The 22,770-nt window shown below is 39.8% G+C and carries 20 protein-coding genes; 5 read left to right on the top strand and 15 right to left on the bottom strand.

Annotated features, from left to right (window positions below; genetic code table 11):
- Positions 1 to 19: 19 nt before the first annotated feature.
- Genes EZ437_RS13710 through EZ437_RS13700 form a run of 3 tightly spaced genes read right to left on the bottom strand, consistent with a single transcriptional unit; the run spans position 20 to position 3,005 of the window.
- The gene (locus tag EZ437_RS13710) at positions 20 to 1,612 is read right to left on the bottom strand and encodes a phage tail sheath family protein (RefSeq protein ID WP_131596567.1); all 1,593 of its coding nucleotides are present in this window, start codon (positions 1,610 to 1,612) and stop codon (positions 20 to 22) included.
- Positions 1,613 to 1,665: 53 nt separating this feature from the next.
- Positions 1,666 to 2,436, bottom strand: coding sequence for a hypothetical protein (locus EZ437_RS13705; RefSeq protein WP_131596566.1), 771 nt, complete (start codon positions 2,434 to 2,436; stop codon positions 1,666 to 1,668).
- Positions 2,433 to 3,005, bottom strand: coding sequence for a DUF4255 domain-containing protein (locus EZ437_RS13700; protein ID WP_205942702.1), 573 nt, complete (start codon positions 3,003 to 3,005; stop codon positions 2,433 to 2,435). Before EZ437_RS13700 ends, EZ437_RS13705 begins: the two co-directional genes overlap by 4 nt.
- A 303-nt stretch (positions 3,006 to 3,308) precedes the next feature.
- Between EZ437_RS13700 and EZ437_RS13695 the strand changes: the two genes are divergently transcribed.
- The 3 genes from EZ437_RS13695 to EZ437_RS13685 all read left to right on the top strand — a co-directional run bounded on the left by EZ437_RS13695 (position 3,309) and on the right by EZ437_RS13685 (position 7,274).
- On the top strand, positions 3,309 to 4,895 hold the full coding sequence (locus EZ437_RS13695) for a hypothetical protein (protein WP_131596564.1): 1,587 nt from the start codon (positions 3,309 to 3,311) through the stop codon (positions 4,893 to 4,895).
- A 4-nt stretch (positions 4,896 to 4,899) separates the two neighbouring features.
- Entirely contained in the window at positions 4,900 to 5,448 is a 549-nt protein-coding gene (locus EZ437_RS13690; protein WP_131596563.1) for a hypothetical protein, read from the top strand.
- 251 nt (positions 5,449 to 5,699) lie between these two features.
- Positions 5,700 to 7,274: a hypothetical protein gene (locus tag EZ437_RS13685; RefSeq protein WP_131596562.1), complete on the top strand. Its 1,575-nt coding sequence runs from the start codon at positions 5,700 to 5,702 to the stop codon at positions 7,272 to 7,274.
- 7 nt (positions 7,275 to 7,281) lie between these two features.
- On the opposite strand, the gene EZ437_RS13680 is transcribed toward EZ437_RS13685, so the two are convergent.
- The 9 genes from EZ437_RS13680 to EZ437_RS13640 all read right to left on the bottom strand — a co-directional run bounded on the left by EZ437_RS13680 (position 7,282) and on the right by EZ437_RS13640 (position 18,361).
- A complete protein-coding gene (locus EZ437_RS13680) occupies positions 7,282 to 7,896 on the bottom strand; it encodes a cupin domain-containing protein (protein WP_131596561.1) in 615 nt (204 codons plus the stop codon).
- A 96-nt stretch (positions 7,897 to 7,992) separates the two neighbouring features.
- Entirely contained in the window at positions 7,993 to 10,218 is a 2,226-nt protein-coding gene (locus EZ437_RS13675; RefSeq protein ID WP_131596560.1) for an FG-GAP-like repeat-containing protein, read from the bottom strand.
- A 138-nt stretch (positions 10,219 to 10,356) separates the two neighbouring features.
- Positions 10,357 to 10,743, bottom strand: a complete 387-nt coding sequence (locus EZ437_RS13670; RefSeq protein ID WP_131596559.1) for a group III truncated hemoglobin — start codon at positions 10,741 to 10,743, stop codon at positions 10,357 to 10,359.
- Positions 10,744 to 10,879: 136 nt separating this feature from the next.
- Complete coding sequence (locus EZ437_RS13665) at positions 10,880 to 12,691, bottom strand: hypothetical protein (RefSeq protein ID WP_131596558.1); 1,812 nt, start codon at positions 12,689 to 12,691, stop codon at positions 10,880 to 10,882.
- Between the two features lie 26 nt (positions 12,692 to 12,717).
- Positions 12,718 to 13,431 carry a hypothetical protein gene (locus tag EZ437_RS13660; protein ID WP_131596557.1) on the bottom strand — a complete coding sequence of 238 codons (714 nt, stop codon included), beginning with the start codon at positions 13,429 to 13,431 and terminating at the stop codon, positions 12,718 to 12,720.
- 258 nt (positions 13,432 to 13,689) lie between these two features.
- A complete protein-coding gene (locus EZ437_RS13655; RefSeq protein ID WP_131596556.1) occupies positions 13,690 to 14,073 on the bottom strand; it encodes a GreA/GreB family elongation factor in 384 nt (127 codons plus the stop codon).
- 313 nt (positions 14,074 to 14,386) lie between these two features.
- Positions 14,387 to 16,186 carry a PAS domain S-box protein gene (locus EZ437_RS13650; RefSeq protein WP_205942701.1) on the bottom strand — a complete coding sequence of 600 codons (1,800 nt, stop codon included), beginning with the start codon at positions 16,184 to 16,186 and terminating at the stop codon, positions 14,387 to 14,389.
- A 117-nt stretch (positions 16,187 to 16,303) separates the two neighbouring features.
- Positions 16,304 to 17,839 (bottom strand): GAF domain-containing protein, encoded by a 1,536-nt coding sequence (locus EZ437_RS13645; protein ID WP_131596554.1) that lies wholly within the window; start codon positions 17,837 to 17,839, stop codon positions 16,304 to 16,306.
- Between the two features lie 66 nt (positions 17,840 to 17,905).
- Positions 17,906 to 18,361, bottom strand: coding sequence for a low affinity iron permease family protein (locus tag EZ437_RS13640; protein ID WP_131596553.1), 456 nt, complete (start codon positions 18,359 to 18,361; stop codon positions 17,906 to 17,908).
- A gap of 140 nt (positions 18,362 to 18,501) precedes the next feature.
- Between EZ437_RS13640 and EZ437_RS13635 the strand changes: the two genes are divergently transcribed.
- Positions 18,502 to 18,891 (top strand): hypothetical protein, encoded by a 390-nt coding sequence (locus EZ437_RS13635; protein WP_131596552.1) that lies wholly within the window; start codon positions 18,502 to 18,504, stop codon positions 18,889 to 18,891.
- 27 nt (positions 18,892 to 18,918) lie between these two features.
- On the opposite strand, the gene EZ437_RS13630 is transcribed toward EZ437_RS13635, so the two are convergent.
- The 3 genes from EZ437_RS13630 to EZ437_RS13620 form a co-directional block, all read right to left on the bottom strand.
- A complete protein-coding gene (locus EZ437_RS13630; protein WP_131596551.1) occupies positions 18,919 to 19,572 on the bottom strand; it encodes a YceH family protein in 654 nt (217 codons plus the stop codon).
- 3 nt (positions 19,573 to 19,575) lie between these two features.
- On the bottom strand, positions 19,576 to 20,571 hold the full coding sequence (mgrA, locus tag EZ437_RS13625) for an L-glyceraldehyde 3-phosphate reductase (RefSeq protein WP_131596550.1): 996 nt from the start codon (positions 20,569 to 20,571) through the stop codon (positions 19,576 to 19,578).
- Between the two features lie 198 nt (positions 20,572 to 20,769).
- Complete coding sequence (locus EZ437_RS13620) at positions 20,770 to 21,540, bottom strand: queuosine precursor transporter (RefSeq protein WP_131596549.1); 771 nt, start codon at positions 21,538 to 21,540, stop codon at positions 20,770 to 20,772.
- A gap of 67 nt (positions 21,541 to 21,607) precedes the next feature.
- On the opposite strand from EZ437_RS13620, the gene EZ437_RS13615 reads away from it, so the two are divergent.
- Positions 21,608 to 22,753 carry a methionine aminotransferase gene (locus tag EZ437_RS13615; protein WP_131596548.1) on the top strand — a complete coding sequence of 382 codons (1,146 nt, stop codon included), beginning with the start codon at positions 21,608 to 21,610 and terminating at the stop codon, positions 22,751 to 22,753.
- Positions 22,754 to 22,770: the final 17 nt, after the last annotated feature.

The following is a 22,770-nucleotide window of genomic DNA, read 5'->3' as shown; positions in this document are numbered from 1 at the left end:
GTTAAGGTTTGGTTAATTGTTAAGCTTCCTGTAATTTATGGGAAAAACGAAGGACGATGAATTCGGCAGGCCTTACAGCTGCAACCCCAATTTCAACGATCATTTTTCCTTCCAGTATATCCTGTGTATTCATGGTGGCACCCAAGCCGACATTAACAAAGTAGGATGCTTTAGGTGTAGGACCTGCCAGCGCACCTTGTTGCCATAGATTATACAAAAAGCTTTCTATCATACTTTTAACTTTTAACCAGGTGGTCGAATCATTTGGCTCAAACACTGCAAACTGGGTTGCCTTGGCTGCCGAATCTTCTATCATGTTAAATAACCTGCGAACGGGAACATAGCGCCATTCATTATCATTGCCGGCCAGCGTGCGTGCACCCCAGACCATCACTCCGCGGCCGGTAAAGGTACGTATGGCATTAATCGATTTACCGCCAGTGCTGTCAATATTAAGTTTGTCCTGCTCATCGGCAGTAATTTTAATTGCAGGGTTGATCACCGCGTTAAGGCTCACATTGGCGGGTGCTTTCCAAACACCGCGTTCACTGTCAACAGCTGCATACACACCAGCTATGGCTGGTGACGGCGGCAAGGTTATTTTATACTTAGGGTTATTAAGCTCCAATTTTATTGCATTATAAAGTACGGTATTGGTCGCTTTTATGGTATCCAACTTAGCGTTGGTTACTTTCGTAGGGACATTGGCATCAGCAAGGGCCTTATCAAGAACAGCTTTAGCATCAGTAACAGCTTTGGCAGCAGCAGTAACTCTGGTTGCGGCAGCGGCCTTGTTTGCAGCTGCATCTGCAGAAGTACTGGCATCAGCCGCGGTTTTGGCATCGGCAGCAGCCTTGGCAGCGGCAACAGCCTTGGTATGTGCAGCTCTGGCATCAGCCACAGTTTTTGTATCAGGAACTGTGCTGGTATCAGTTACGGTTATGTCGGTATCGGCTACTGTGTAGCCTAGCGAAGTTTTTAGAAAAGGGTAATATGCCGCACCGAATTTAAGGTTATCCGAACCTACACCCGTCCTGAAGGCTGAAATTGCGGGATCGCCAGCCGGAACATCAAATATGCAAAACCTGTTCTTAATCTTGGCACATTGCTCCAAGGCACTTTTGCAAAGCGCATGGTACTCAGCTGCAGTGGCAAGATCAACAGCTTCAGAAAGCACGATCAAAGTTGGTTCTTCTTCTGTTTTTAACGCGGTAAGACCGGCTGAGAAATCGGTAGCTAGTTTGGTGGTTACTGTATGGGTACCAACCGAAACAATATAACAAACGCTTCCACCATTCTTAAAAAACAAATCCAGCGAATAATACAGCTTATGAATAGGTTCCGTTATTTGTGCTGCCAGATCAGGTGCTCCACTATTGCCCGTTGCACTTATCGTGAAGGTTGCGGTTGCAGGCCCTCCAAAGTACTGCTGGTATTCCAGCATACTGGTTATACGCGTCGGTATATTCTTCAGGTCTATTCCATTGTCTGATGCACCGGCAGTATAGCCTAAAAACGCGGGAATTGCCGTTGACGCCTGTACAACGGATGGCGGTAATGTTGAGATCTCTTCAACATACACACCGGGTGTGGAGTAATTTGAAACTGGCATGTTTAAAAATTTAAAGGTTTGGTTTTTGGTTTTTATTTGACAAGTATGTATTGCTAATTTAGTAGGTTAATGATCTGTATCCCGTTCTCGCCGGGACCGGGGTTTGGCAAATTATTGATAACAATGGCGTTGCCGGCAGTTTTTTTCAACTGAATGTTTTTACGTCCGGTATTGATCACGGGTATTGCCCTGTCCGACTCAAAAACCGAAATTATTGCCGCCGGATAGCCTGTAGCTAAAGCAGTCCCTATCTGATCGGCCGCTTGCAAAGCAGTTTGCTTAATAAAAGTGATACCAGTAGCGCTGCCATCGATTACCGGATCTGGAAATGCAGTACCGGTAAGCACATAATACTTCCATTTTAACTGTGGTGCGGTAAAATTTAACATCAATGTAGCCTGCGCCGAAAAACTAAAACATAACCGCAAAATACCTAACATTTCGGACGCCCCGTGGTTAAGGGTTTGCACCTTTGGTATAGTGCTCAATTGAAATGCTGTTTTACCTTTTTTATTGCTGAAAAGGTAAAACTCGTCGTTCTTTTTAATGGGCAGAGTGGTATACTTTAAAAACTGCTGATCATCCAGTGCCAATGAAAAATCGAAAGCCGTAGTTGCAGCAGGTAATTTATCAGTAAAAGCGTCCTTTTCATCTTCATCACGATAAATATCCAAACCATCGGCAGTATTTTTTAGCATAAGCTTGTAATTTCGCAACAGGCGCTGGCATTCCGCTGTAGGTTTTATACTTAAACCAGTTACCTCACCGCTACTAAAGTAGTCGTGCTTAATAATAATGCTCGCCTTTTTAACAAAACTGGTCATATGGTTTCAAACTTAGTTTCTATACCACTGACCTCATTGGCGGCAACCGCTATTGAATCACTATCGTGGAAAGTTAGCATACTTATTTTATATAGTACCGAGGGCTGATATGCAGCCCGTAAAGAACTCCACAATTCATTTTGCTGGTTTATCGGCAAAGCCAAAAGCTCCATGGTTAAAGTACCTATTTCGGGGTTAAGCGCTGGTGTATTATACCGGTCGTGTACCCGGTTGCTCTGAAAAAATTTGATAATGAGCGAGAGGAATTTCATGGTTTGCTCATAGTCGGAAAACTTTACGACAAACAGCACCACCAGGTTAAGCGGAATGCTTGGGTTACCTTCGGTTTTTATGCCATTGCGTACCACGCCCTGGAACCTGTTTGCCGATCTTATGGCTTTCTCTTCCTCAAAATTTACCAGCATGGGTACGATGCTGTTATTTGGAAACTTGGCAGGATCGAGATTGGAACCATCAGGAAAAACAACCTTGTCTTCTGCAGAGCCGGTTTTTAACCTGCAATAAGCATTAAGCTTATCTTTAACCATTACAAGCACATCGTTTATCATCAAGGACAGGGTATTGGTTGGGTTTATAAAATATTCCGTTTACACCCTCATCCTGTCTGTTAGCAACTTGAAATACTTTCTCTATAAAAATGAATATTTAAAACGAATAATCCTATTGCTTACACCGCATATTGTAAATAATTTAAAAAAAAGGCAAAAATAGCTTTTTTTCGACCGGCTGATCGTTCAGTAGATTTAATCTGGTTACTTTCTATATATTATCGATAATTTATTTTACATTTAAAATGGAAAGCAAAATATTATCATCCGGGCTTTAAACCTATCACACTTAAAACAGATACCGTGATCGCTTACGCAAACAAAACGCAGGATAATAAAAGCCACTCTACTGCCGATATTTCGGCAAAGCAAACGGATAGCCGGCCTGTAGCCCAGTTCAAAAATAACCGCCCGGAAGCTATAGCGCAGCGCAAGTTACAGGATGCGGCCGATAACAGTGCACAGGTTAAGCAATTAAAAGCTATACAGCAACTAGCCGGCAACCGCTCTGGCAAACCCATACAAGCCAAGTTTGTGATACAGCGTAATGGGCGCGATAGCCGGGTTGCTGACATGCCGGCCAGGCGATCTTTGCTGGATTTGGAAGAACCCCCTGAGATGCAGTTAGATCCGCAGGAACCAGAAAGGGAAGCACCAGCTTTACATGATTCCCCATTAGTAGATGTAGATTTAGAATCAGCAGGCCTCCACCAGCTGGCGCCAAATTCCTTGCCACGTATGGTGATGGAAAATGTAGTCACGGAGCCTAAACACGAGACACCAGGGTGGAGAAGTGGACGGAGGATCAATACCAGCGGAGTATTGGATTATATTCCCCGGGGCAGAAAGGGCGTCAGAGAGGATGCGGGGAAAACAACCCGGGCCCAAAAAATAGAATACGGCATACTTGGTGGGGGTATCGCAACTGGTAGCGCAGGAAAATATTTCGGTGATTCCAAGTCTCTATGGGCGGCTGATATTTCGCCTTATCTGGGTCTTGCAGGTGGGGGGCTGGGTGTTGCTGGCGATGGTTATTCGGCCTTTAAATATCAAAAGGAGGCACGCGACAAAGCCAATAACGCAAACACCAGGAATATTGCCGGTTTGGATGCTTTAAGTTCGACAGCGAGCGCCGTTAAAACTGGAGCATCTGCCGCGGCCGGATATTTTGATGTAGGCACTGCGGCTTCAGCTACCGCAACAACCCTAGCTGCTGGTGCCGGCATTGCCATGGGCGCGTTCGATATAGCAAGCGGTGCATACGGAACTGTGATGGCAGACCGGCGCCGCGAACGACTGGAACAAAACATGACTGCACGTGGTGATGATAAAAAATTTATATACGCCTCTAAAGTAGCTATTGAAACACAAAAACGCGAGTCACGGAAAGGCTTGGGCAAACTTTACAAAGGCATGTACACTGTTGCAGGTGGCGCTGCATTGCTTGCCGGCGCTACACCTATAGGTTGGGCATTGTTGTCGGCCGCGGCCGCAATTGGCGGAGCTGTGGCAGTATATAACTACTATAAAAAACGCAAGCATAAAAAAGAAATGGCTATTGATATTCTTGGTATACGGGGTGTTAGGGACGAATGGAAAAAAGAAAAAAAAGTAATAGAAAAAAGACATTTCTGGCTGAGTAGTGCCAGAGTGCGGGAAATGCACGACCTTGGCCCTGATCCACTAGAGACCGCTTTAAAACTTAACGGATATAGTGATGCCGGTCATTGCTATAATAATTTTGTTGATACGGCTTCTAAGCTGTTATATAACGAAGGTGTTAAAGGAGGCGATGAACCAAGTAGAAGACTGATACGCAACTTAGGGTTAAAAATAATAGGGGAAAAAGAACCCACTCCTTCAAAAATAGCTGCAAAATTATCTACATAGAACCATGGCAAAATCGGCTACGAGCAAAGCGCATCAAAAACAACTGGAATTAATATACAATTATTTGGAAGAGGACGGTTGGAGCATGGCCGTACAACCTCCCGATACGGATAACCCATACCACCGCATAACTGCCGATATTGATGCAGAAGATGACGATAGCGAGGTGCTTTGGAAGATAGAACTTTCGTTGATGCCGATAACCGCCGCTAATTTAACTGATGTCAGTATTATACAATGCTTTATACCGCTGGCCAACAAATTCACTACTTTGCTGAAGCCCGAGTTATTTGAGATGCTGGTTAAAATAAATACCAACCTGCCTATTGTCGGCTTTGGTTTTATGGATGAATTTAACCTCTTGTATTACAAACATAACCTGATGCTTCCCAACAATTTTACTGATACCGATGGCCTGATACTCAGCGAATCACTCGCTATGATCGCATACCTGATATCTACATTTACCACGCCAATTGTGCAGGTAGCCACCGGGCTAAAAACCATGCGAGATTCCATTGCCCAAATGCAGCACAACAACTCGTTCAGCTAAAACAATATAGTTTCCCTCTTTTTCGACAGCCCTAATAAGATTTTTTACTATTTGCCCTTAAAGTAATATTTTCCTACAATCGTCATAAAAGTGTTTGGAATTTAGACCAGCGGGATCACACCATCAGAGGTTGATTGAAAAGGCGAAGGAAAAACTCTCGACTACAGGCCAATTAATGTGTACTTTACTGCTCTGTCTTCTTCTTTTTCGGCTAGCCAACTAATCAGGAACATTTTATTATATTTATAACTATGAGTCTCAGAAGAATTGGTTTTATGAATATAACCCTGTTGCTTTTATTACTGCATTGCTCAGTAACCTCTTCTGCGCAAATAAAAGTGCCTGTAAAACTGAAAACGAGTCCTGAACAACTATTGCAAAGAATGATTCACAATCCCGCTTTTGCAGAAAGCGCCAAAGGAGAAGATTTTTGCTGGAATGCAGCATATGGCATGGGGGAATTCATAGACAACTTTAATTTGAGCGTTGATACCAGATGGCTGGACGCAGGCATCAGCTATTTTGATTTTTTGATTGGTAAGTTGGATACTGATCCTGATGGCTATTTAGGCTGGATTGGTCCATATGGATACAATAAAAAATTCTGGCAGGATGCACTTGTTGGCGATGCCATCTTATTTAAAGGCATGCTCGACTTCAGTCAACTGGTATTGAAGACAGACAGCTTGAAGAAAACCTATGCTGCAAAGGCCAACAGTTATGTCCAACTTGCTGCCCGCAATTTTGCAGAAAAATGGGATAAGCGTGGTTGCTGGCATGAAGATGGGCCATATGGTTCGTACATCGGCTTCCCGAAGTTCATGGCACCAGGTGGTAAAAGCAAGCAATGGATTACTGACCCAACAGTCGACCGTGCAGGGATCAGTCATCCTTTCAATAAACAATTGGATGCGGCACAGGTATTTCTGCGCTTATATAATATCACCGGGAAAAAGGGTTACCGAGACCGTTCTGAGCGAATTTACTTTACATTTAAGAGTCACTTTCAATATTTCGACGGCCACTATTGCTGGAACTATTTTGAACCCTTAACACCTGCTGATGTAGATTTGCAGAAAAAAGACACCAAACATGGGGTTTGGGTGCATCCTTTCAGGTCCGGTTATCAGGCCGGAGAGGTGGAAAAAATCGCAGAGGCTTATCATTATGGAATTGTATTTGATGAACAGGACATAAAAAGAATTATTCGTACCAATTTGGATGTGATGTGGAATAAAGATAAACTTAAGCCAGCGTTTATTAATTCCAATGGACTAGGTGCTGAAAAAGACACATCAGGCGCTGGCGGTTTTAAAAAGAACTATGGCCATGGTGCGGAAGCCAAAAATACAGGCGAACTGTGGACCGGATTGCTGGATTTTGACCAGACGATCAGAGATTTATATACTGCACGGTTTAAGGCAGATGATCAATCGGATGAATTTATCGCTTTTAAAAATACTGTGCTCAGAAATCCACCAGGTTTCAAGCGGAAATATGTTCAACGACCTGTTATTGTTCCGAAGGTCAATTTTACAGAAAGTAAAGAACTGTACCTGGCTACTGTACTGCCGTATCGGATCTTAAGAAACAAGCCCGCCATTATCATCAGCAAATCCTGGAATCCAGGCTCATTGCAGATCGACTTATATTCCACTGATAATCATTTATTAAGTTCACTCTTTAAAGGCAAAACGGGCCTGCAGACCTTTATTTTTGAATGGGATGGTACTGACCCGGATAGTAAAAAAGTTTACGAAGGAGCATATAAGATCCGCTGGACGCTGGGATCAGGATACCGTGAATTTCCAATTACTATAAATTAAAGGCGGTTTAAGCAGCTAAGCGCTGGAGAATTACTTTACATGGAATTTCAGAAGTGACCAGTACATGATGGGGCTTATGAAGTGGAATCTGGAAATAATCACCGGGTTTTAAATGATTGATCTGGTCTTCAACGTAGATATCACAAGTTCCCTCGAGAATCAGAAAACGCTCAGATTCATGGTCGTGAACTTCCTGAGGTGCCATATGTTTAATCCATACGATAGCCGTAATTGCTTCAGGCGTGTAGCTCCATATCTTGGCAAACACATCATCCTCAAAGTCAATAGGCAAGATCATATCAGGACGCTCCAGCCAGCGGATGTAATCCCCTGCCGTAGCATTACTGTCCAGAATTGGAGCAAGCTCGGACTTTTCACCTGACTTTATTCTGTCTGAGAAATCGATAGTAGCCATTAGAAATGGTTTTACAATCGGATCTGGTTCAATTGCATGCGCCTGGGCATATCGCTCAAGAGCCAAACTAATTTCTTCTATTTCCCGCTTTACCTCTGTATGGGCGACCGCCATTTTCTCAATAAATAAAGCTTCTTCAGTATCTACTTGTCCAAGCACATATAACTCCAGTAAGCCAGAATCCATTAGTTCTTGCCAATTTCCCATATCAAATAAATGATTTGCACAAAGTTAAGATTTTTATTATCATTTAGCTGAGGTTCCTAATTATTAAAATGAATCCTGCTAATTAAGCCAACTGGTTTACATTACCATATGATGATGCGCTTTTGCCCCCAACTTCTTAAAATTGAGTGTTTTAAGTTTTACAGGATTGACCACATCGCTGCCCTCCGTAATCTTTACAAATTGGTTTGGCTTAACATTTTTAAACTTCTGGACCAGGCCACTGCCATGCCATTTGATCTCTATCTCATTGATCACCGTTGCCGCTCCAATACCAATTTCTCTTCGGAAAGGTGCAGATCCAAAGCTCCCTCCGGAATTAACATCTCTATAAATATATCGCATCTTTCCAGCTTCCATTACAGACAGCTTCAACTGGCTACCAATGGCTGCCTTATTTGACTTGATACCTTCCAGGTTGATGCTTATCCAGTTATTCTTGTTCTGACCAGGATTCATATACAATGCACTTGGAAAAGCATCACCCTCATAAGCGCCACCAAGGTCCATATAAATGTCCTGATCTCCATCATTATCAAGATCCGCAAAAGCAACACTATGTCCCTTTTGCAAACTTCCTACACGCGCTGACCTGGTTACTTCGTTAAACCCGTTACCTCCATTGTTTCTGAACATCCTGTTAGGGATGAGCGAATCAAAATTTGGGTTTCCGGTACCAAAAAACATATCCAGCCATCCGTCATTGTCAATATCACCAAAACTGGAGCCCATGGCAAATACCGATTTAAACAATCCAGCTTCATTGGTTATGTTTTTAAATGTACCGTTGCCATTATTGCGGTATAGAAAAGGCTGACCCTTAATTACCAAGCTCTTGCCCATCGCCTCCTCGCCTGCAGTAAATGCCAATGTCTTCTTAAAAGAATAATCACAGACAATAATATCCTGCCAGCCGTCATTGTCAAAATCAAAAAACCAGGTCGCAAAACTACTGTTCTTTTCTTCCGCTAAACCAGCTTTTTTGGTCACATTCTCAAATGCTGGTATTTTGCCCTTAATGCCTTTATTTCTTAAAAGAAACCGTCCTTCCATTGTGCTAACGAAAATATCCTTCCAACCGTCGTTATCATAGTCAGCAGAGGTGACTCCCTTGACAAAACGTGTTAAATCTACTTTCATTTCTGCTGCTACATTTGTAAAAGTTCCGTTCTGATTATTGATATAAAACTCGCATGGATGTCGTAACTGGGCTTCCTCAGGCATACTTTCATTTCCTATAAAGAGATCGACCCAGCCGTCATTGTTGAAATCATTCCAGGTAGCAGTCTGAGTCGGGTGAGCAGATAGTAAGCCACTCTGAATGGTTACCTCAGTAAAAGTACCGTCCCCGTTATTTTTCAGAAGAGAGTTGTGATTATTGCCCAGCCTTCCCTTCCAGCCTCCTCTCAAGACAAAGATGTCTTTGAAACCATCATTGTTATAATCGGTATGGTTGATATTCAAACTACCGGTAAAAGCACTTAAGCCTGATTTTTTGGAGAGGTCGGTAAATGTGCCATCGGCATTATTATGAAAATAATGCATTGGGTCCCTCAAATCCCATGCAGAGGTCACAATGTCAAGGTATCCATCATTGTCAAAGTCTTCTGTAATTACTCCGCCTGCGCGGTCGTTTACATTGAGCTTTAAAATTGCGGCGACATCTTCGAACGGAATCACTTTATCTGTTTCGGGATAAGGATTGAGCAGCAAGTACTTTTTGGGTACGCCATCGGGATATTTCCCAAGTGTCATGTAGGCAATATTTAATAGCCACCTAATATCAGGCTGATCAGGGTTTCTTGCCAGAATTTTCTCGTACATCTCGATCGCTTTGGAAGATCCCGCAGGATCTTTATGCAAGCCCCCTCCCTGAATAGGATAAATGCAGGATTCTGCAGTATGGTTGCTAAGACAGTTGTTGACTTCACCCATTCTGAGATAAGCAAAAGCCAGCTCAGGTTCTAACCTGGTCAGGTCAAAATAAGAACCCTTTACTGTAGAATCCATATGGATCTGGTAGTACAGTTCAACGGCTTTATTGATGTCGCCTTTTTCCATAAAAACACTTGCACGCTGGTAATTTATCCTTAAGGCGGTATAGGCATCGGCCGACTTCAGCTCAGCATCCAGATAAGCAAGCCGGGCATCAGAATTGAATATATTCTCACCGTTATTATCTGCTGCTAGCTCCGTAGCGATGATGGATTTCATTTGTGTCGCAGCTTTTTCGTCAGCTGAGGGTCCGCAAGAGAACATTGCTAAGGCAATAAAAGCCGAAGCGGAAAAATTTGTTAATTTCATTAATTTAAAGCTGAGGGCGTAAGCATCTATTTTTAAAAATTGGTTTTTGTAGAAACGTCATAATGTAATAATTATTTCCGACAAGATACGATTTTCTTAATAGTTGTGTAACTTATTTGTTACTTTATCAAATATTGCTCAAACGATCACCCTGTTTGCTCCGCCTTTCATGTTGTCTATTTTGCTTAAAAACAAGATTGCCATTATATCAGCTTTCTTTTTTACTTCCTCGGCCATCGTTCCTTCAAAATAGGTATCAATGGTTTGTTGGAACAGTAGTAACCAGCGTTCGAAATGATGCTCTTGAAGAGATAATGGCGCGTGCCTTGCAAAAGGATTGCCTTTAAAGCCCGGCACACCGAAAAGAGCGGCATTCCAGAAATTATACATCTTTTCAAGATGTGGTTGCCAGTCTGTAATCACTGAGTCAAAGACCGGCCCGATCAGATCGTCTGACTGGACCTTGTTATAAAAACTATCCACAAACAGTACGATATCTTCGAAATTGGCAAGTTCTTTCTTCATTGATCTTTGATTAGCCATAAAGTTATCCTTTATTGTTGAAAATAAAAGTTAGCCTGCAATTTGCTTCTTAAGTATTCGGTCAATAAAAAAGCCGGTGCTTACGCTACCGGCTTTTTAGTGATTAGTAAATAGTAAATTAATTACAGGTGACTAAAATATTACCTGTAATTTCTAACGTATTTGTACTTTGATTATAAAGCGTTTTTGCTTCAAATCCATTGGACGATGCGGGAATGTTAAAGCCTGCTTTAGTCAATGTAAACGAACCAGTTGAATAGAACTTAGAGTTATTGTAGGTATAAATAGCATATTGGTGACCAACAGCAAGTTTTAAACTTGCACCAACTTTACTGCCATCCACATTAAAGCTTGAGTTGTTATTGCTACTTCCACTATAGATAACCCCATTGCTTACATAGGCATAAATATAACTGAAATCAGTTGAATCGTATAATTGAAACCAGCCTGTTATTGGCGTAACAATATTTTTTGTACTACATTTTCCGGTAAAACTAGCGGTAATATTTACGTATTCAGGTGGAGCTGGTACAGTAACATTCAGCGTAACCGGCCCAGTTGTAGTCGGATTGAATAAAGGACTCTCTGCTACCTTAGCATAATTCTTGTTGTCATATACAACAACTTTGGCACTGCTGATATTTGGCACATATGGTATACTGAAACCATATTTACCTTTAACACTTTTATACGATAGATTATTATTAACCAGCGATCCTTCTTCAAAAAAGTCATACTCAGGTCTATACGAATGTAAACCGGCTAAATAGTTTCCATTTGATGTTTGCAATTGTACTTCGTATGATCCCGCCCAAGGTGTCTGTGAAGGTATTAAATTAATTACCAGAGGACGAACTACTGAGTTATAGCCACCAAAAGCTGACCATGACCAATCAAGATTCCATCCTGAAAGGTGAGAAATAGCATATTTAGCAACAAGTTTACCTGTAACTGCATCTAAACTCACCGAGGCATTGCCTTCAGCTTTCCATTGACCAGTTTCTTCATTCAAACTCCACAAAGGTATTACATCACCTGCTTTTACAGCTGTACCGTTCTGAAAATTAATCAGACCTGGCTGAAGTTCCTGTACAATATCTACGGGTTTAGAGAATTTTTTTACTGGTGTAGTACCAGCAGTCATATTTATACTAAGTAATCCGGCTGTAACAAAATTTACACCACCAGGTATTGCTGCACCAGCGGCATCAACAACGTTTGATGGAGCTAAACCTCCTGGAAAAATATTGGCGATTGCTGGTGTACCGCTACCATATTGAACAATACTTGATTTTAACTGCGCTGCGTTGATCACATTATTGTTCGCGTCCATCACCTGTGTTCCTGCGGGAATGGTAATGGTTGCTTTTTCAGGTAGTGAAGCCGTCGTGGCAGGGATTAAGCTCACTGCTGTAGACACTGTTCCCGATGCGATAGCTGTTTCAGTTTGCAATACAGTGGTTCCGTTAATAGGTTTTGAGTACTCTATCATCGGAACATTATACACGTAAACTGTATCCTTCGTGATCGTAATATTTTTGGTTACAGGTGCATAGCCAGGTATTTCAGCACGTACATTAAATACAATTGGATTGGCAGACGTCGGACTGGCAGAAGCTTTTAATGCCAGCGGTAAGAATCCATGAGAAGCTTTAAAATCATTACCGCCAGAGCCCATTTGTACTAAAGCGGCATCTTTACCGCCGATAGTAACTGTGAAATCACCTGGTTTGTTGGTTGAGGTTGTGTTTGCATTTTCAAAATGCACCAGCACGGGCGCTTTAAACAAACTCGCAGTACTCACTAAAAGATTTATACCTTCAGTAGGCTTTTTACAGCCATTAACAGCAAGAATTATTAAGCCTAGCATCAAAGGAAGTCGCAAAATCGATACCTTAGATTTAATTGTTGAGTATATATTGTTCATCATTTTGTTTTTGTTTGGATGAGTAACGGTTATTTAATCCTGAAATTAAAGTTGAACTGAATTACGGGAAGGAAACGATAACTTTCCATATTTTTATCTAACTGTGGCTCTAACCTGTAATTTTCGGATAGTAGCTTAGTACCGATTACTGTAGTTTCAGGAGCTTTAAGAAAGTATGTTCCAAGATCAACGTTTATATTAAACAATTTTTTGGGGAAACTTTTGAATAAACCCAAACCTAAGTAAGGCGCTATGCCTTTCCATGACACATCAATATTTAACTGGCCAACTTCAGAGCCGGTAAAGCTAAGATCGCCATAGTTATAAGTGCCGTTTGGTAAAAACTCCATCCCTCCACCTGCTTTAAAAAGGTAAGCAGCACCTGCCACAAGCTGAAAAGCATTCGTTTTGAATGGTGCATAATCAGCCATTAAGTGAAAATTTGACATCTCAGCTTTTAATGAATTTTTCGCATCAAACCCAGAGAATTTAACGGCATCATCCATTTTAATAGCCGTACTTGTACTTCCACCAAGTCTTAGCGATAATTTCTGTGTAATACCATATCTCACATCTGCCCCTAAACCTTGGGTCCCTGCATGAAACTGAATTGAGATCGGGTGAAGATTAGCACCGGTGTCTGCTGCCAAAGAAGAATTCTTGTCTGGAAGCACCGCAGGCTGTTGCGAATACGCCACTCCTGAGAGTGCCAGCGCAGCGATAAAGAGTAAAGATTTTTTCATATATGAATTTTTGGGTTAAACTTATGCGTATGTTAATTCAACAACCCTCTAGAGGTTAATTTTTTTCAATAAAAAAAGTGTCTCTAATCGTTAAACAATAAATGTGACACAAATGTAACGAAATATCAATGACATAACAATATTATAATAATTGATTTTTATTAAATAAAAACAAGTGTTAATTAAATCTAGTATATCTTAATAGCTACTTGTGTTAAATTTAACCCATAAAATTTAATCTATCGCTTTCTTAAAGAATTAAGTATTGACAACATCTAAAATCTGAAACCTTTTTAACCCGGCAGGAATCTGCCACTCTACTTCGTCTCCTTTTTTAAATCCTATCAATGCGGCACCCATAGGACTTAAAACAGAGATTTTTTTTGCTGGCATATTGACGTACCTGGGTAAAACGATTGTAAATTCTGAAATTTTTTGTGTTTCTATGTCCACAATGCTGACCTGAGAATTCAGTTTGATGGTATATGGTGGAAAAGCATCATCATTTACAATAATAGCACGCTTCAGTTCATAACTTAGCGACATCTTATTATTATCATCGGAACTTCCTCCTATAAAAGGTCTAATTAAGTCAAAATCTTCCCGGGTTATTAAAACAGGATTTCTCTCATTATTTTCCATAATTGTTTAATTTATTGTGAATTTGAAATGTAAAGCTGCAAATGAAGACCAGTCAAAGTCTTACATTGATGAAATTAATCTTAATTTATCCGGGCAAATCCCCGGCCATTAGAATAATAACTGGACGGGGAAATTTTATTAAAGGCCTTGAAACTTGAGAAGTAATGCATTCCTGAACAAAATGTACTAAAAATATGACGACAGGTGCAACGAGCAACCAACAGATGTATTTTTAATGTAGTCATGGGTCAAATATAAAAAATATCCTTCGATAGTTCAGACTTTCCTTGACATTAGGTGATAATGATTAGTTTCAGGGTATGGTGAAATAAAATGTACTTCCTTTTCCCGATTCACTATGAACCCACAATTGCCCGCCATGTTTGAGTACAAAATCATAGCAAAGGTTAAGGCCCAGGCCTGTTCCTTTTTCTCCGGCTGTCCCATAGGTAGTATAATTAGATGTTTTAACAAAAAGTTGCAGCGCTTTGTCTTTTGGAATTCCCAGGCCGTTGTCAGCAACAGAAAATTTCACTCCTTTGTGGTAGGGTACTGCCTTGATGTTAATATTCCCTCCCTTGTTGCTAAATTTGACAGCATTTGATATTAAATTTCGCAATACCGTTTCCAACATACCTTTATCTGCTGTCAGTGTTAATCCGTCTGCTACCGACTGACTGATCACAATACTTTTCTTTTCAGCCATGGGCAAAATGTTATGAATGCATTTCCGTATCAGACCAGCAATGTCTGTGATTTCATTGGGACTAAAGCTAACAGAATTAAACTGGGCCTTCGCCCAACTTAATAAATCTTCCAGCAATTCATTTGCATTCGAAAGTTCATGTTTCATCATCGAGAGATAATTGTGAACTTCGTCGGCCGAAGTAGATTCAAAGTCAGTCAGCGTTAAATCAAGCAACTGTAAGCTTCCTGATATTGGGTTTCTGAGATCATGTCCAATAATTGACAATAATTTATTCTTTTGCTCATTAGAAGCTGTTAATTCAGTATTTAATGCTTTCAATGCATTTTCCTGAAATTTCCTCGTGGTAACATCCCTCATACTCCCCTCAGTTCCCTTTATTATTCCATCTTCAATAATAAGTCTAGCATTGACGGAAGCGTAGCGCAATTCGTGGTTTTTGGTTTTTAACCTGACTTCAAAGTCAATTACCGATCCGCTGGTACGCAATTTTTCTATAATCCTTTCCCGGTCCTGGGTATAGTAATAAAACTTATCTACATCTCTACCCAGGATCTCTTCTCTTTGGTATCCTGAATAATGTTCAATTGAAGGACTGATTTCAGTAACCAACCCTTCCTGATTGGTCTGATAAAAGACATCCTGCACATTTTCAAAAATAGTACGGTATTTTTTTTCACTTAACTGAAGATCTTCTTCAATCGATTTTCTATTACTGATATCCTCTATTTGTGAAACATAATGAAGCGGATAGCCCATACTGTCTTTCAGCATGGTAACCGAGATCATTACCCATACATAAGAACCATCCTTATGAATGTAGCGTTTTTCTACCTTCAGATTATCAACCTTACCATCCTTAAGCTGTCTTAAATAACTTATATTATCCTCCAGGTCATCTGCATAGGTAATGTCCTGTATATAAAACCCCTGCAACTCTTCCTCCGAGTAACCAAGCATATCACACAGGCTTTTATTTATCCTTAACCATTTACCTTCGGGGCTGATCAGTGCCATCCCAACCAGAGAATGCTCAAAAGCTTGCCTGAACTGCAGGTCACTTTGATATAGTTCATCCTCGAGCCGCTTGTTTTTACTGATATCAAAACTAATCGCGCCAACCATATCATCTTCAGTACCGATCAGCGGAAACTTGTAAGTCTTAAAATAGCGTGGATGACCATGTTCATCTCTGATAGTCTGATAGAATTCATAATTTTGCTTTGTTCGCAATACTTCCAAATTGTTTACATGACTGCCCTGGGCTATATCCTGTCCAAAGATCTCTTCATGCTTCTTTCCCAATACATTTTCAGACAGATTAAAATTTTTAAGAAAATACTTATTGGCATATTTCAGCACATTATGACTATCCGTAATCCAGCAGAGGCCGGGCAGATTGTCCATAAAAATATTTTTAAAATCCATAGGGGCAGATTATATTTGGCAACAGACGACTTGTCTTATGTAAAGATATAGAGAAATCCTGAAAATTAGTAGTTTAAGCAAATATCCAACTCATCGCTAATAACTTTTATTAACAATATCCTTGATAACTTTATCAAGTTCTCTTGCTGAACTATCCAGATAGATCAGCAACTGTGATCTGGAGGTGTCATTCGTATCTTTGTCAAAAAGCAGTTCAGTTATTCCCATAATTCGGGTCAGTGGACCTCTTACAAGATGAGATTGTGCCCACTCAACACTCCTGAGACGTGTTTCGCTGGCCAACAGTTCTTCCTGAATTTTTTTACTTTCCGTAATGTCCAGACAAGCCCCTATCATTTTTTCCGGTATACCTCTATCATCAATTTTCAACTTTCCCCATGATTTAAGGTATCTTATTTCTCCATTGGGACGAACGATCCGTTCTTCAAATTCAACATCATTCCTTGTGCTTAAAACATTTTGTATAATTTTCTGAACACGCTCTTTCTCTTCATGATGTAATAACTCCAGATAACCTTCAAAAGTTGCCTTAAAGGAACTTTTATCTAATCCGTATATCGCAAATAAGCTATCAGACCAGTGAACTATGTTGTTTTTTATGTCCCAAGACCAGTTCCCAAAATGCGCCAGCTCCTGACCCTGTGTCATTAAAAGTGTTGTTTCTTTTAAAATTTCGAGATTCTTCTTATTTTCCAAAATAACCTTCAGCAACGAAACTGCACGTTCTATTATTTTTAACTCTTCAGTATCTGGCCTTTTAGGCTGACGGTAATAGATCGCAAAAGTTGCCATCACTCCACCTTCCGAGTCAATGATTGGATGCGACCAGCATGCCTTGAAACCGGCTTTAGAAGCCAATTCTTTATACTTCACCCATCTTCGGTCTTTATCTATATCTTCAACAATTATTATTTGCTTTAAATATGCTGATGTTCCACAGGAGCCAACATCATCTCCTATTTCAAGCCCTTCAAGTGCGTTTACATAAAAATCTTGTAATGTAGGGGATGACAGATTATATAACCTTTCATTTTTTATTTGGAGAATAGAGCATATTGCATGCGGAAATAATGCTTCTATCCCATTAACATAGCATGACAAAACATCCTGAATGGCATATTCTCTTTTCGAATTTAACTCAAATACAGTCTTTTCCAGTCTTTCGAGTTCTGTTGTTCGCCTGCTATTAATATCTACCGTAAATTCAAGTGGCAATACCGGTAACATTATATCTGTCAGCATCTGTATGATATATGCCACCTCATTGTTTTCATCCAACACTGGAAAAACTTCAATGTCAGTATAGTAAGTGTACGCTGAGTCTTGATCGATCAATCCAAATTTACTCCTGTTAACTCTTGCTCCCCCTGCGGTCTTTAGCGTCAAAACATGATCGAATAACTCGGAAATAGATTTGGTATCCCCATCTTCCAGATTCCGGCCAAATACTTCAAAAAAGCCATTTTCAATTAGTTCTGTAGGTTTTCTATTAAATATTTCTAGAAAAGCAACGTTAACATCAGCTATTGTAAACCGCGGATAATCAGGAATAAGGATAATTGTGGCTTTAGGCGACATCCTTAAAACTGATTTAACCCCGGATAAAGTCATACAATAGTTTTTAGTTTGCTAAATATAACAATATAAAAGTATCCGATATACATGTTGATGAAAGGTTTAATCACTTTTCCTATTGTTTTTTTTAGATTCATAAAGATCTACAGCAGCATCAATAGAATGTGACTGATGAATGTCATTATCTTCTTCAGCAATATCAGAAAGCTTTTGGTAATACTTATGAAGTATATCCAGTTCAGCCTCACTTAAATCTTCAATATCCACCATCCTATTGCTTGCATGTCTGCTAGCAGCAATCAATTCATTTAGTTTAAGTTGTATTGCTTTAGAATCCTTATTCTGAGATTTCTGTATCAGAAAAACCATTAGAAATGTGATGATTGTTGTTCCGGTATTAATGACCAGTTGCCAGGTATCAGAATATTTGAATATAGGACCAGAAAGAACCCATGTGATCACAATCATCAATGCTATTCCAAAAGCAAGTGGACTACCTGTCCAATTGGTGATTTTAGTGGATATCTTTTCAAAAAAATTATCTGATTTCTTTTTCATATAACAATTTATTTCTCGGTAAAAAGATGAACCTTTGGGCTTTCCATTAAAATGACCCAAGATTTAATAAAAGTAATGGTTATTTAACAACACTTGAACAAACCTCTGTTTAATTTGTTCTACACTAAATCTGATTGTATATGGAACAGCCTTTTTACTGGATCTTTATTCTTGCTTTGCCTGTAGCCTGTGTAGCCTGGACCATTACAAAAGAAGAAATTTTTAGAGAGGCACATGAATTTTGTGTGGATAAATCTAAAGCATGTAAGCACATTTTACAAAGAAAATTCTTTTATGTACTCACCTGTGAATATTGCTTTAGCCATTACCTGACTATAATTCTGCTGTTCATCACCAATTATACTTTGTTGTATTCCGGCTGGCGGGGATATATCATTGCAGGTTTTTCTATTGTCTGGATTGCAAATGTTTATATGAGCATTTATAACTTAATACGGATAGATCTGAAAAGAGGAAAGATCATTGCAAACAAGGAAGAAGAGGAGGTGAAAAATAAAATAATTCACTAGTAAAGCAGAACATCCTGTTATTTAAAACTACCCCATCAGTTCTTTCATCAGTTTATCGAAGTTGGTTTTGAGTTCTGCAAGCTCCTCCTCCACTTTCAGCAAACGGCTTTCCAGATCACTCGCAGGCCTCATATAATGTTCATCAGCAATATTCTCTTGTGTCAGGTCTGGTACTCCAGCTAATAAATGCGCATACCTTACTTCCTTTTGTCCGGCTCTTTTTGGCAATTGCAAAATATAGGGCAGCTCGGGTTCTGATAATCTTTCTAAAACAGCCTGTACGTCATCCAACGAGTCAAATTCGTATAACCGGCCTGAATTGGTATTTAGTTCTCCAGGGGTTTGTGCTCCTCTGAGCATCAAAAGACAAATGATGGCAACTTCCTGTGGCGTTACCGGAAAAACAATGGCAAAATTATGTTTATACTTTACACTCCTGCTAGATCCACCCGTAGCAGTGGAAATAAGACTTTTACGCTTTAATGTATCCAATGTCAATGTCACTGTCTGCTCATCATATTGTACAATCGGCTTTCTAGATGTTTTCTGATTACAAGCAGCAGTTATTGCATTGATGGTCATTGGATAATACTCCGGAGTGGTCTTGGATTTCTCCATCAACACTCCCAATATGCGTATTTCTTCAGGATTTAAAATAGGTAAGGTTTGAGGCGTTTCCATTAATTATGAATTTGATAAAATATTTTCAATATTATTTAATTCTTCTGTATTAAAATGAATATTTTCCAGACATTTTAATGAGTCAGCAAGCTGTTCAGGCTTACTGGCTCCTACTAATACAGAAGTAATCCTTTCATCACGCAGAATCCATGATAAAGCCATTTGTGCCAGCTTTTGCCCCCTGCTTTCTGCAATGGCATTTAACTTAAGGAGCTGCTGTTGTTTTTCTGGAGTAATTTGCGCTGCCTGCAAAAACCCGTGTGCTTTTGCCGCCCTTGAATCAGCAGGAATATCTTTTAAATATTTATCTGTCAGCATTCCCTGTGCCAACGGTGAAAAAGGTATACAACCTACACCTTCAGTTTCTAAAAGGTCAAGCAAGCCATGTTCTACCCAGCGTTCATACATGGAGTATTTTGGCTGATGGATCAAACATGGTGTACCCAGCTCTTTTAGAATTGCAATAGCCAGTGCTGCTTCTTCAGGATAGTAATTAGAAATCCCTGCATATAAGGCTTTTCCTTGCCTTACAATCAGATCAAGCGCCATCATTGTTTCTTCCAGAGGTGTTTCAGGATCCGGACGGTGGTGATAAAAAATATCTACGTAATCCAAATTCATTCGTTTTAGACTCTGATCAAGGCTCGATACTAAGTATTTTTTCGAACCCCAATCGCCATAAGGTCCGTCCCACATGGTATATCCGGCTTTCGTAGAAATGATCATTTCGTCCCTGTAGGCAGAGAAATCCCTTTTTAAAAGTTTACCAAAATTTTCTTCTGCTGAACCCGGTGGCGGGCCATAATTATTGGCCAGGTCGAAGTGTGTAATGCCGTTATCAAAAGCCAGTTTCAATATATTACTGCCATTTTCTAATTGGTCTACATGACCAAAATTATGCCATAGGCCAAGAGAAATTGCAGAGAGTTTTACTCCGCTATTACCGCAACGGCGGTATTGCATTTTTGTGTAACGATTAGTATCAGGAGTGTAAGGCATATATCAAAATTATTCAGTAGCAGTTGATAAGTGCTACTGGTATAAAATATAAGTGAAATTTATTTAGTGCGTTTTTTATTAATTTTTACAAGCCAAATATATACTATTTTGTAAATAAACGCATAATTGTAAAACGGATCTAAGATGTGTTTTACAATAACAATAGAAATACCAAATGATATTTCCAGCGGACCGATTTTAGCGTTTTCCTGCCATTTTGATCATTCTCTGCGAGAGGTCTTTACCTAAATAACCATTTATCGTACTATGTACCACATAGAGTATAGGTGTCATTAAAATAGCTACCACAAACTTATAGGTATAATTTACAAGGCCTATCGCTGCCACCATTTGCCAACTCCAATTGTATTGCGGATTGATGTAAAATGCAATAAATATGACCACAAAGCTGTCTATAAACTGAGAAATCAGTGTAGATCCTGTAGCACGAAGCCACAGAGCGCGGTCACCTGTGATTCTTTTGATTCTATGAAAGATCAGCACATCGGCAATCTGCCCAATGATAAAAGCAACAATAGAACCCACTATGATCCACATACCTTGTCCGAATATGCCTGCAAAAGCATTATTCATATTCAAAGACTGTCCATTGATGGTCTGAGTAACCCAAAAATCTGATGGAGTAAGCTCCATTGCCGCGCCTACAATAATAAAGGCATACGAAATAAGCAGTGCAGTTAGTATAGACAAAAAACGAACCTGTTTTACACCAAAGTACTCATTAATGATGTCAGTCATAATAAAAATCAGCGGCCATGTCAACACGCCCGCCGACATGTTGAATGAAAGATTAGGAACACCAAGCAAGCTGATATCAAATTGTTTAATCCCAAGCGTACCTTCTACAGTAAATATTTTTACACCAATAAACTCTGAGAGAATGGCATTGGCAACGAAAAAACTACCTAAAACGAGCAATAATCTACTTTCTTTTGTCTTAAAACTCATAGCAGGCTGAAATTATTAAATAATTCTGATATAACAGGATAAATATTATTTCTATTTTCGCTGTAACATGATATCTATACAATCTAAATTACCCGGAGTAGGCACCAATATTTTTACAACAATGTCTAAACTGGCCGAAGAGCATAAAGCAATTAATCTTTCTCAGGGGTTTCCTGATTATAACTGTGATCCTGTATTAGTAGATCTGGTCAGTGATGCAATGAAAAATGGCTTTAATCAGTATGCACCAATGACCGGCCTGCCTCTGTTGAGAACACTCGTGGCAGAAAAAACAAATAAGCTATATGGTTCGCAATACCACCCGGATACAGAGGTTACCATTACCTCCGGTGGCACACAAGCTATTTTTACAGCTTTATCTGCGTGCATTAATGCTGGTGATGAGGTGATTATTTTCGAACCAGCGTATGACTGTTATGCCCCGGCCGTTAAATTATTAGGCGGACTGGTTAAACCATTTGAACTGGTCCCACCGGATTACGATATAGACTGGGAAATGGTTAAGAAACTTTTTACTGCCAACACCAAAATGATCATACTGAACAGTCCGCAAAATCCAACGGGCTGCATTCTTTCTGACAAAGACATCAAATCACTTATTAAACTTACTAAAAATACAGATATTCTTATTTTAAGTGACGAAGTATATGAACACATCATCTTTGATGGCAGGAAACATCAAAGCGTAGCTTTATACCCTGAACTTAGCGAAAGAAGCTTTGTGATTGCTTCATTTGGTAAATTGTTGCATACCACGGGATGGAAGCTGGGCTATTGCCTTGCCCCTGAAAAATTGATGAAAGAGTTTAGAAAAGTCCATCAGTACAATGTATTCAGCGTGAACACTCCTATGCAGCTGGGAGTAGCCAATTACCTTAAAAATCCCGAAAGCTATACAGGACTAACTGATTTTTTCCAACAGAAAAGAGACTTGTTCCGGACATTGCTTTCGGAAACTAAATTTAAATTATTACCTTGTAATGGTTCATATTTCCAATGCGTTAGCTATGGACATATAACTGACGTAAAGGACACAGAAATGGCTGAAAGGCTGGTTAAGGAATTTGGAGTGGCCAGCATACCGGTTTCTGCTTTTTACACAAAGCATACTGATCATAAGATTTTGAGGTTTTGTTTTGCAAAAAGGCAAGAAACATTGGAAAAAGCCGTTGAGAAACTAATGAATTTATAAATTAGATCAATAAGTCA

Origin of the sequence: Pedobacter psychroterrae, assembly GCF_004331695.1 — a bacterium.
GTDB lineage: Bacteria > Bacteroidota > Bacteroidia > Sphingobacteriales > Sphingobacteriaceae > Pedobacter > Pedobacter psychroterrae.
This window is presented reverse-complemented; position numbering and strand designations above follow the sequence as displayed.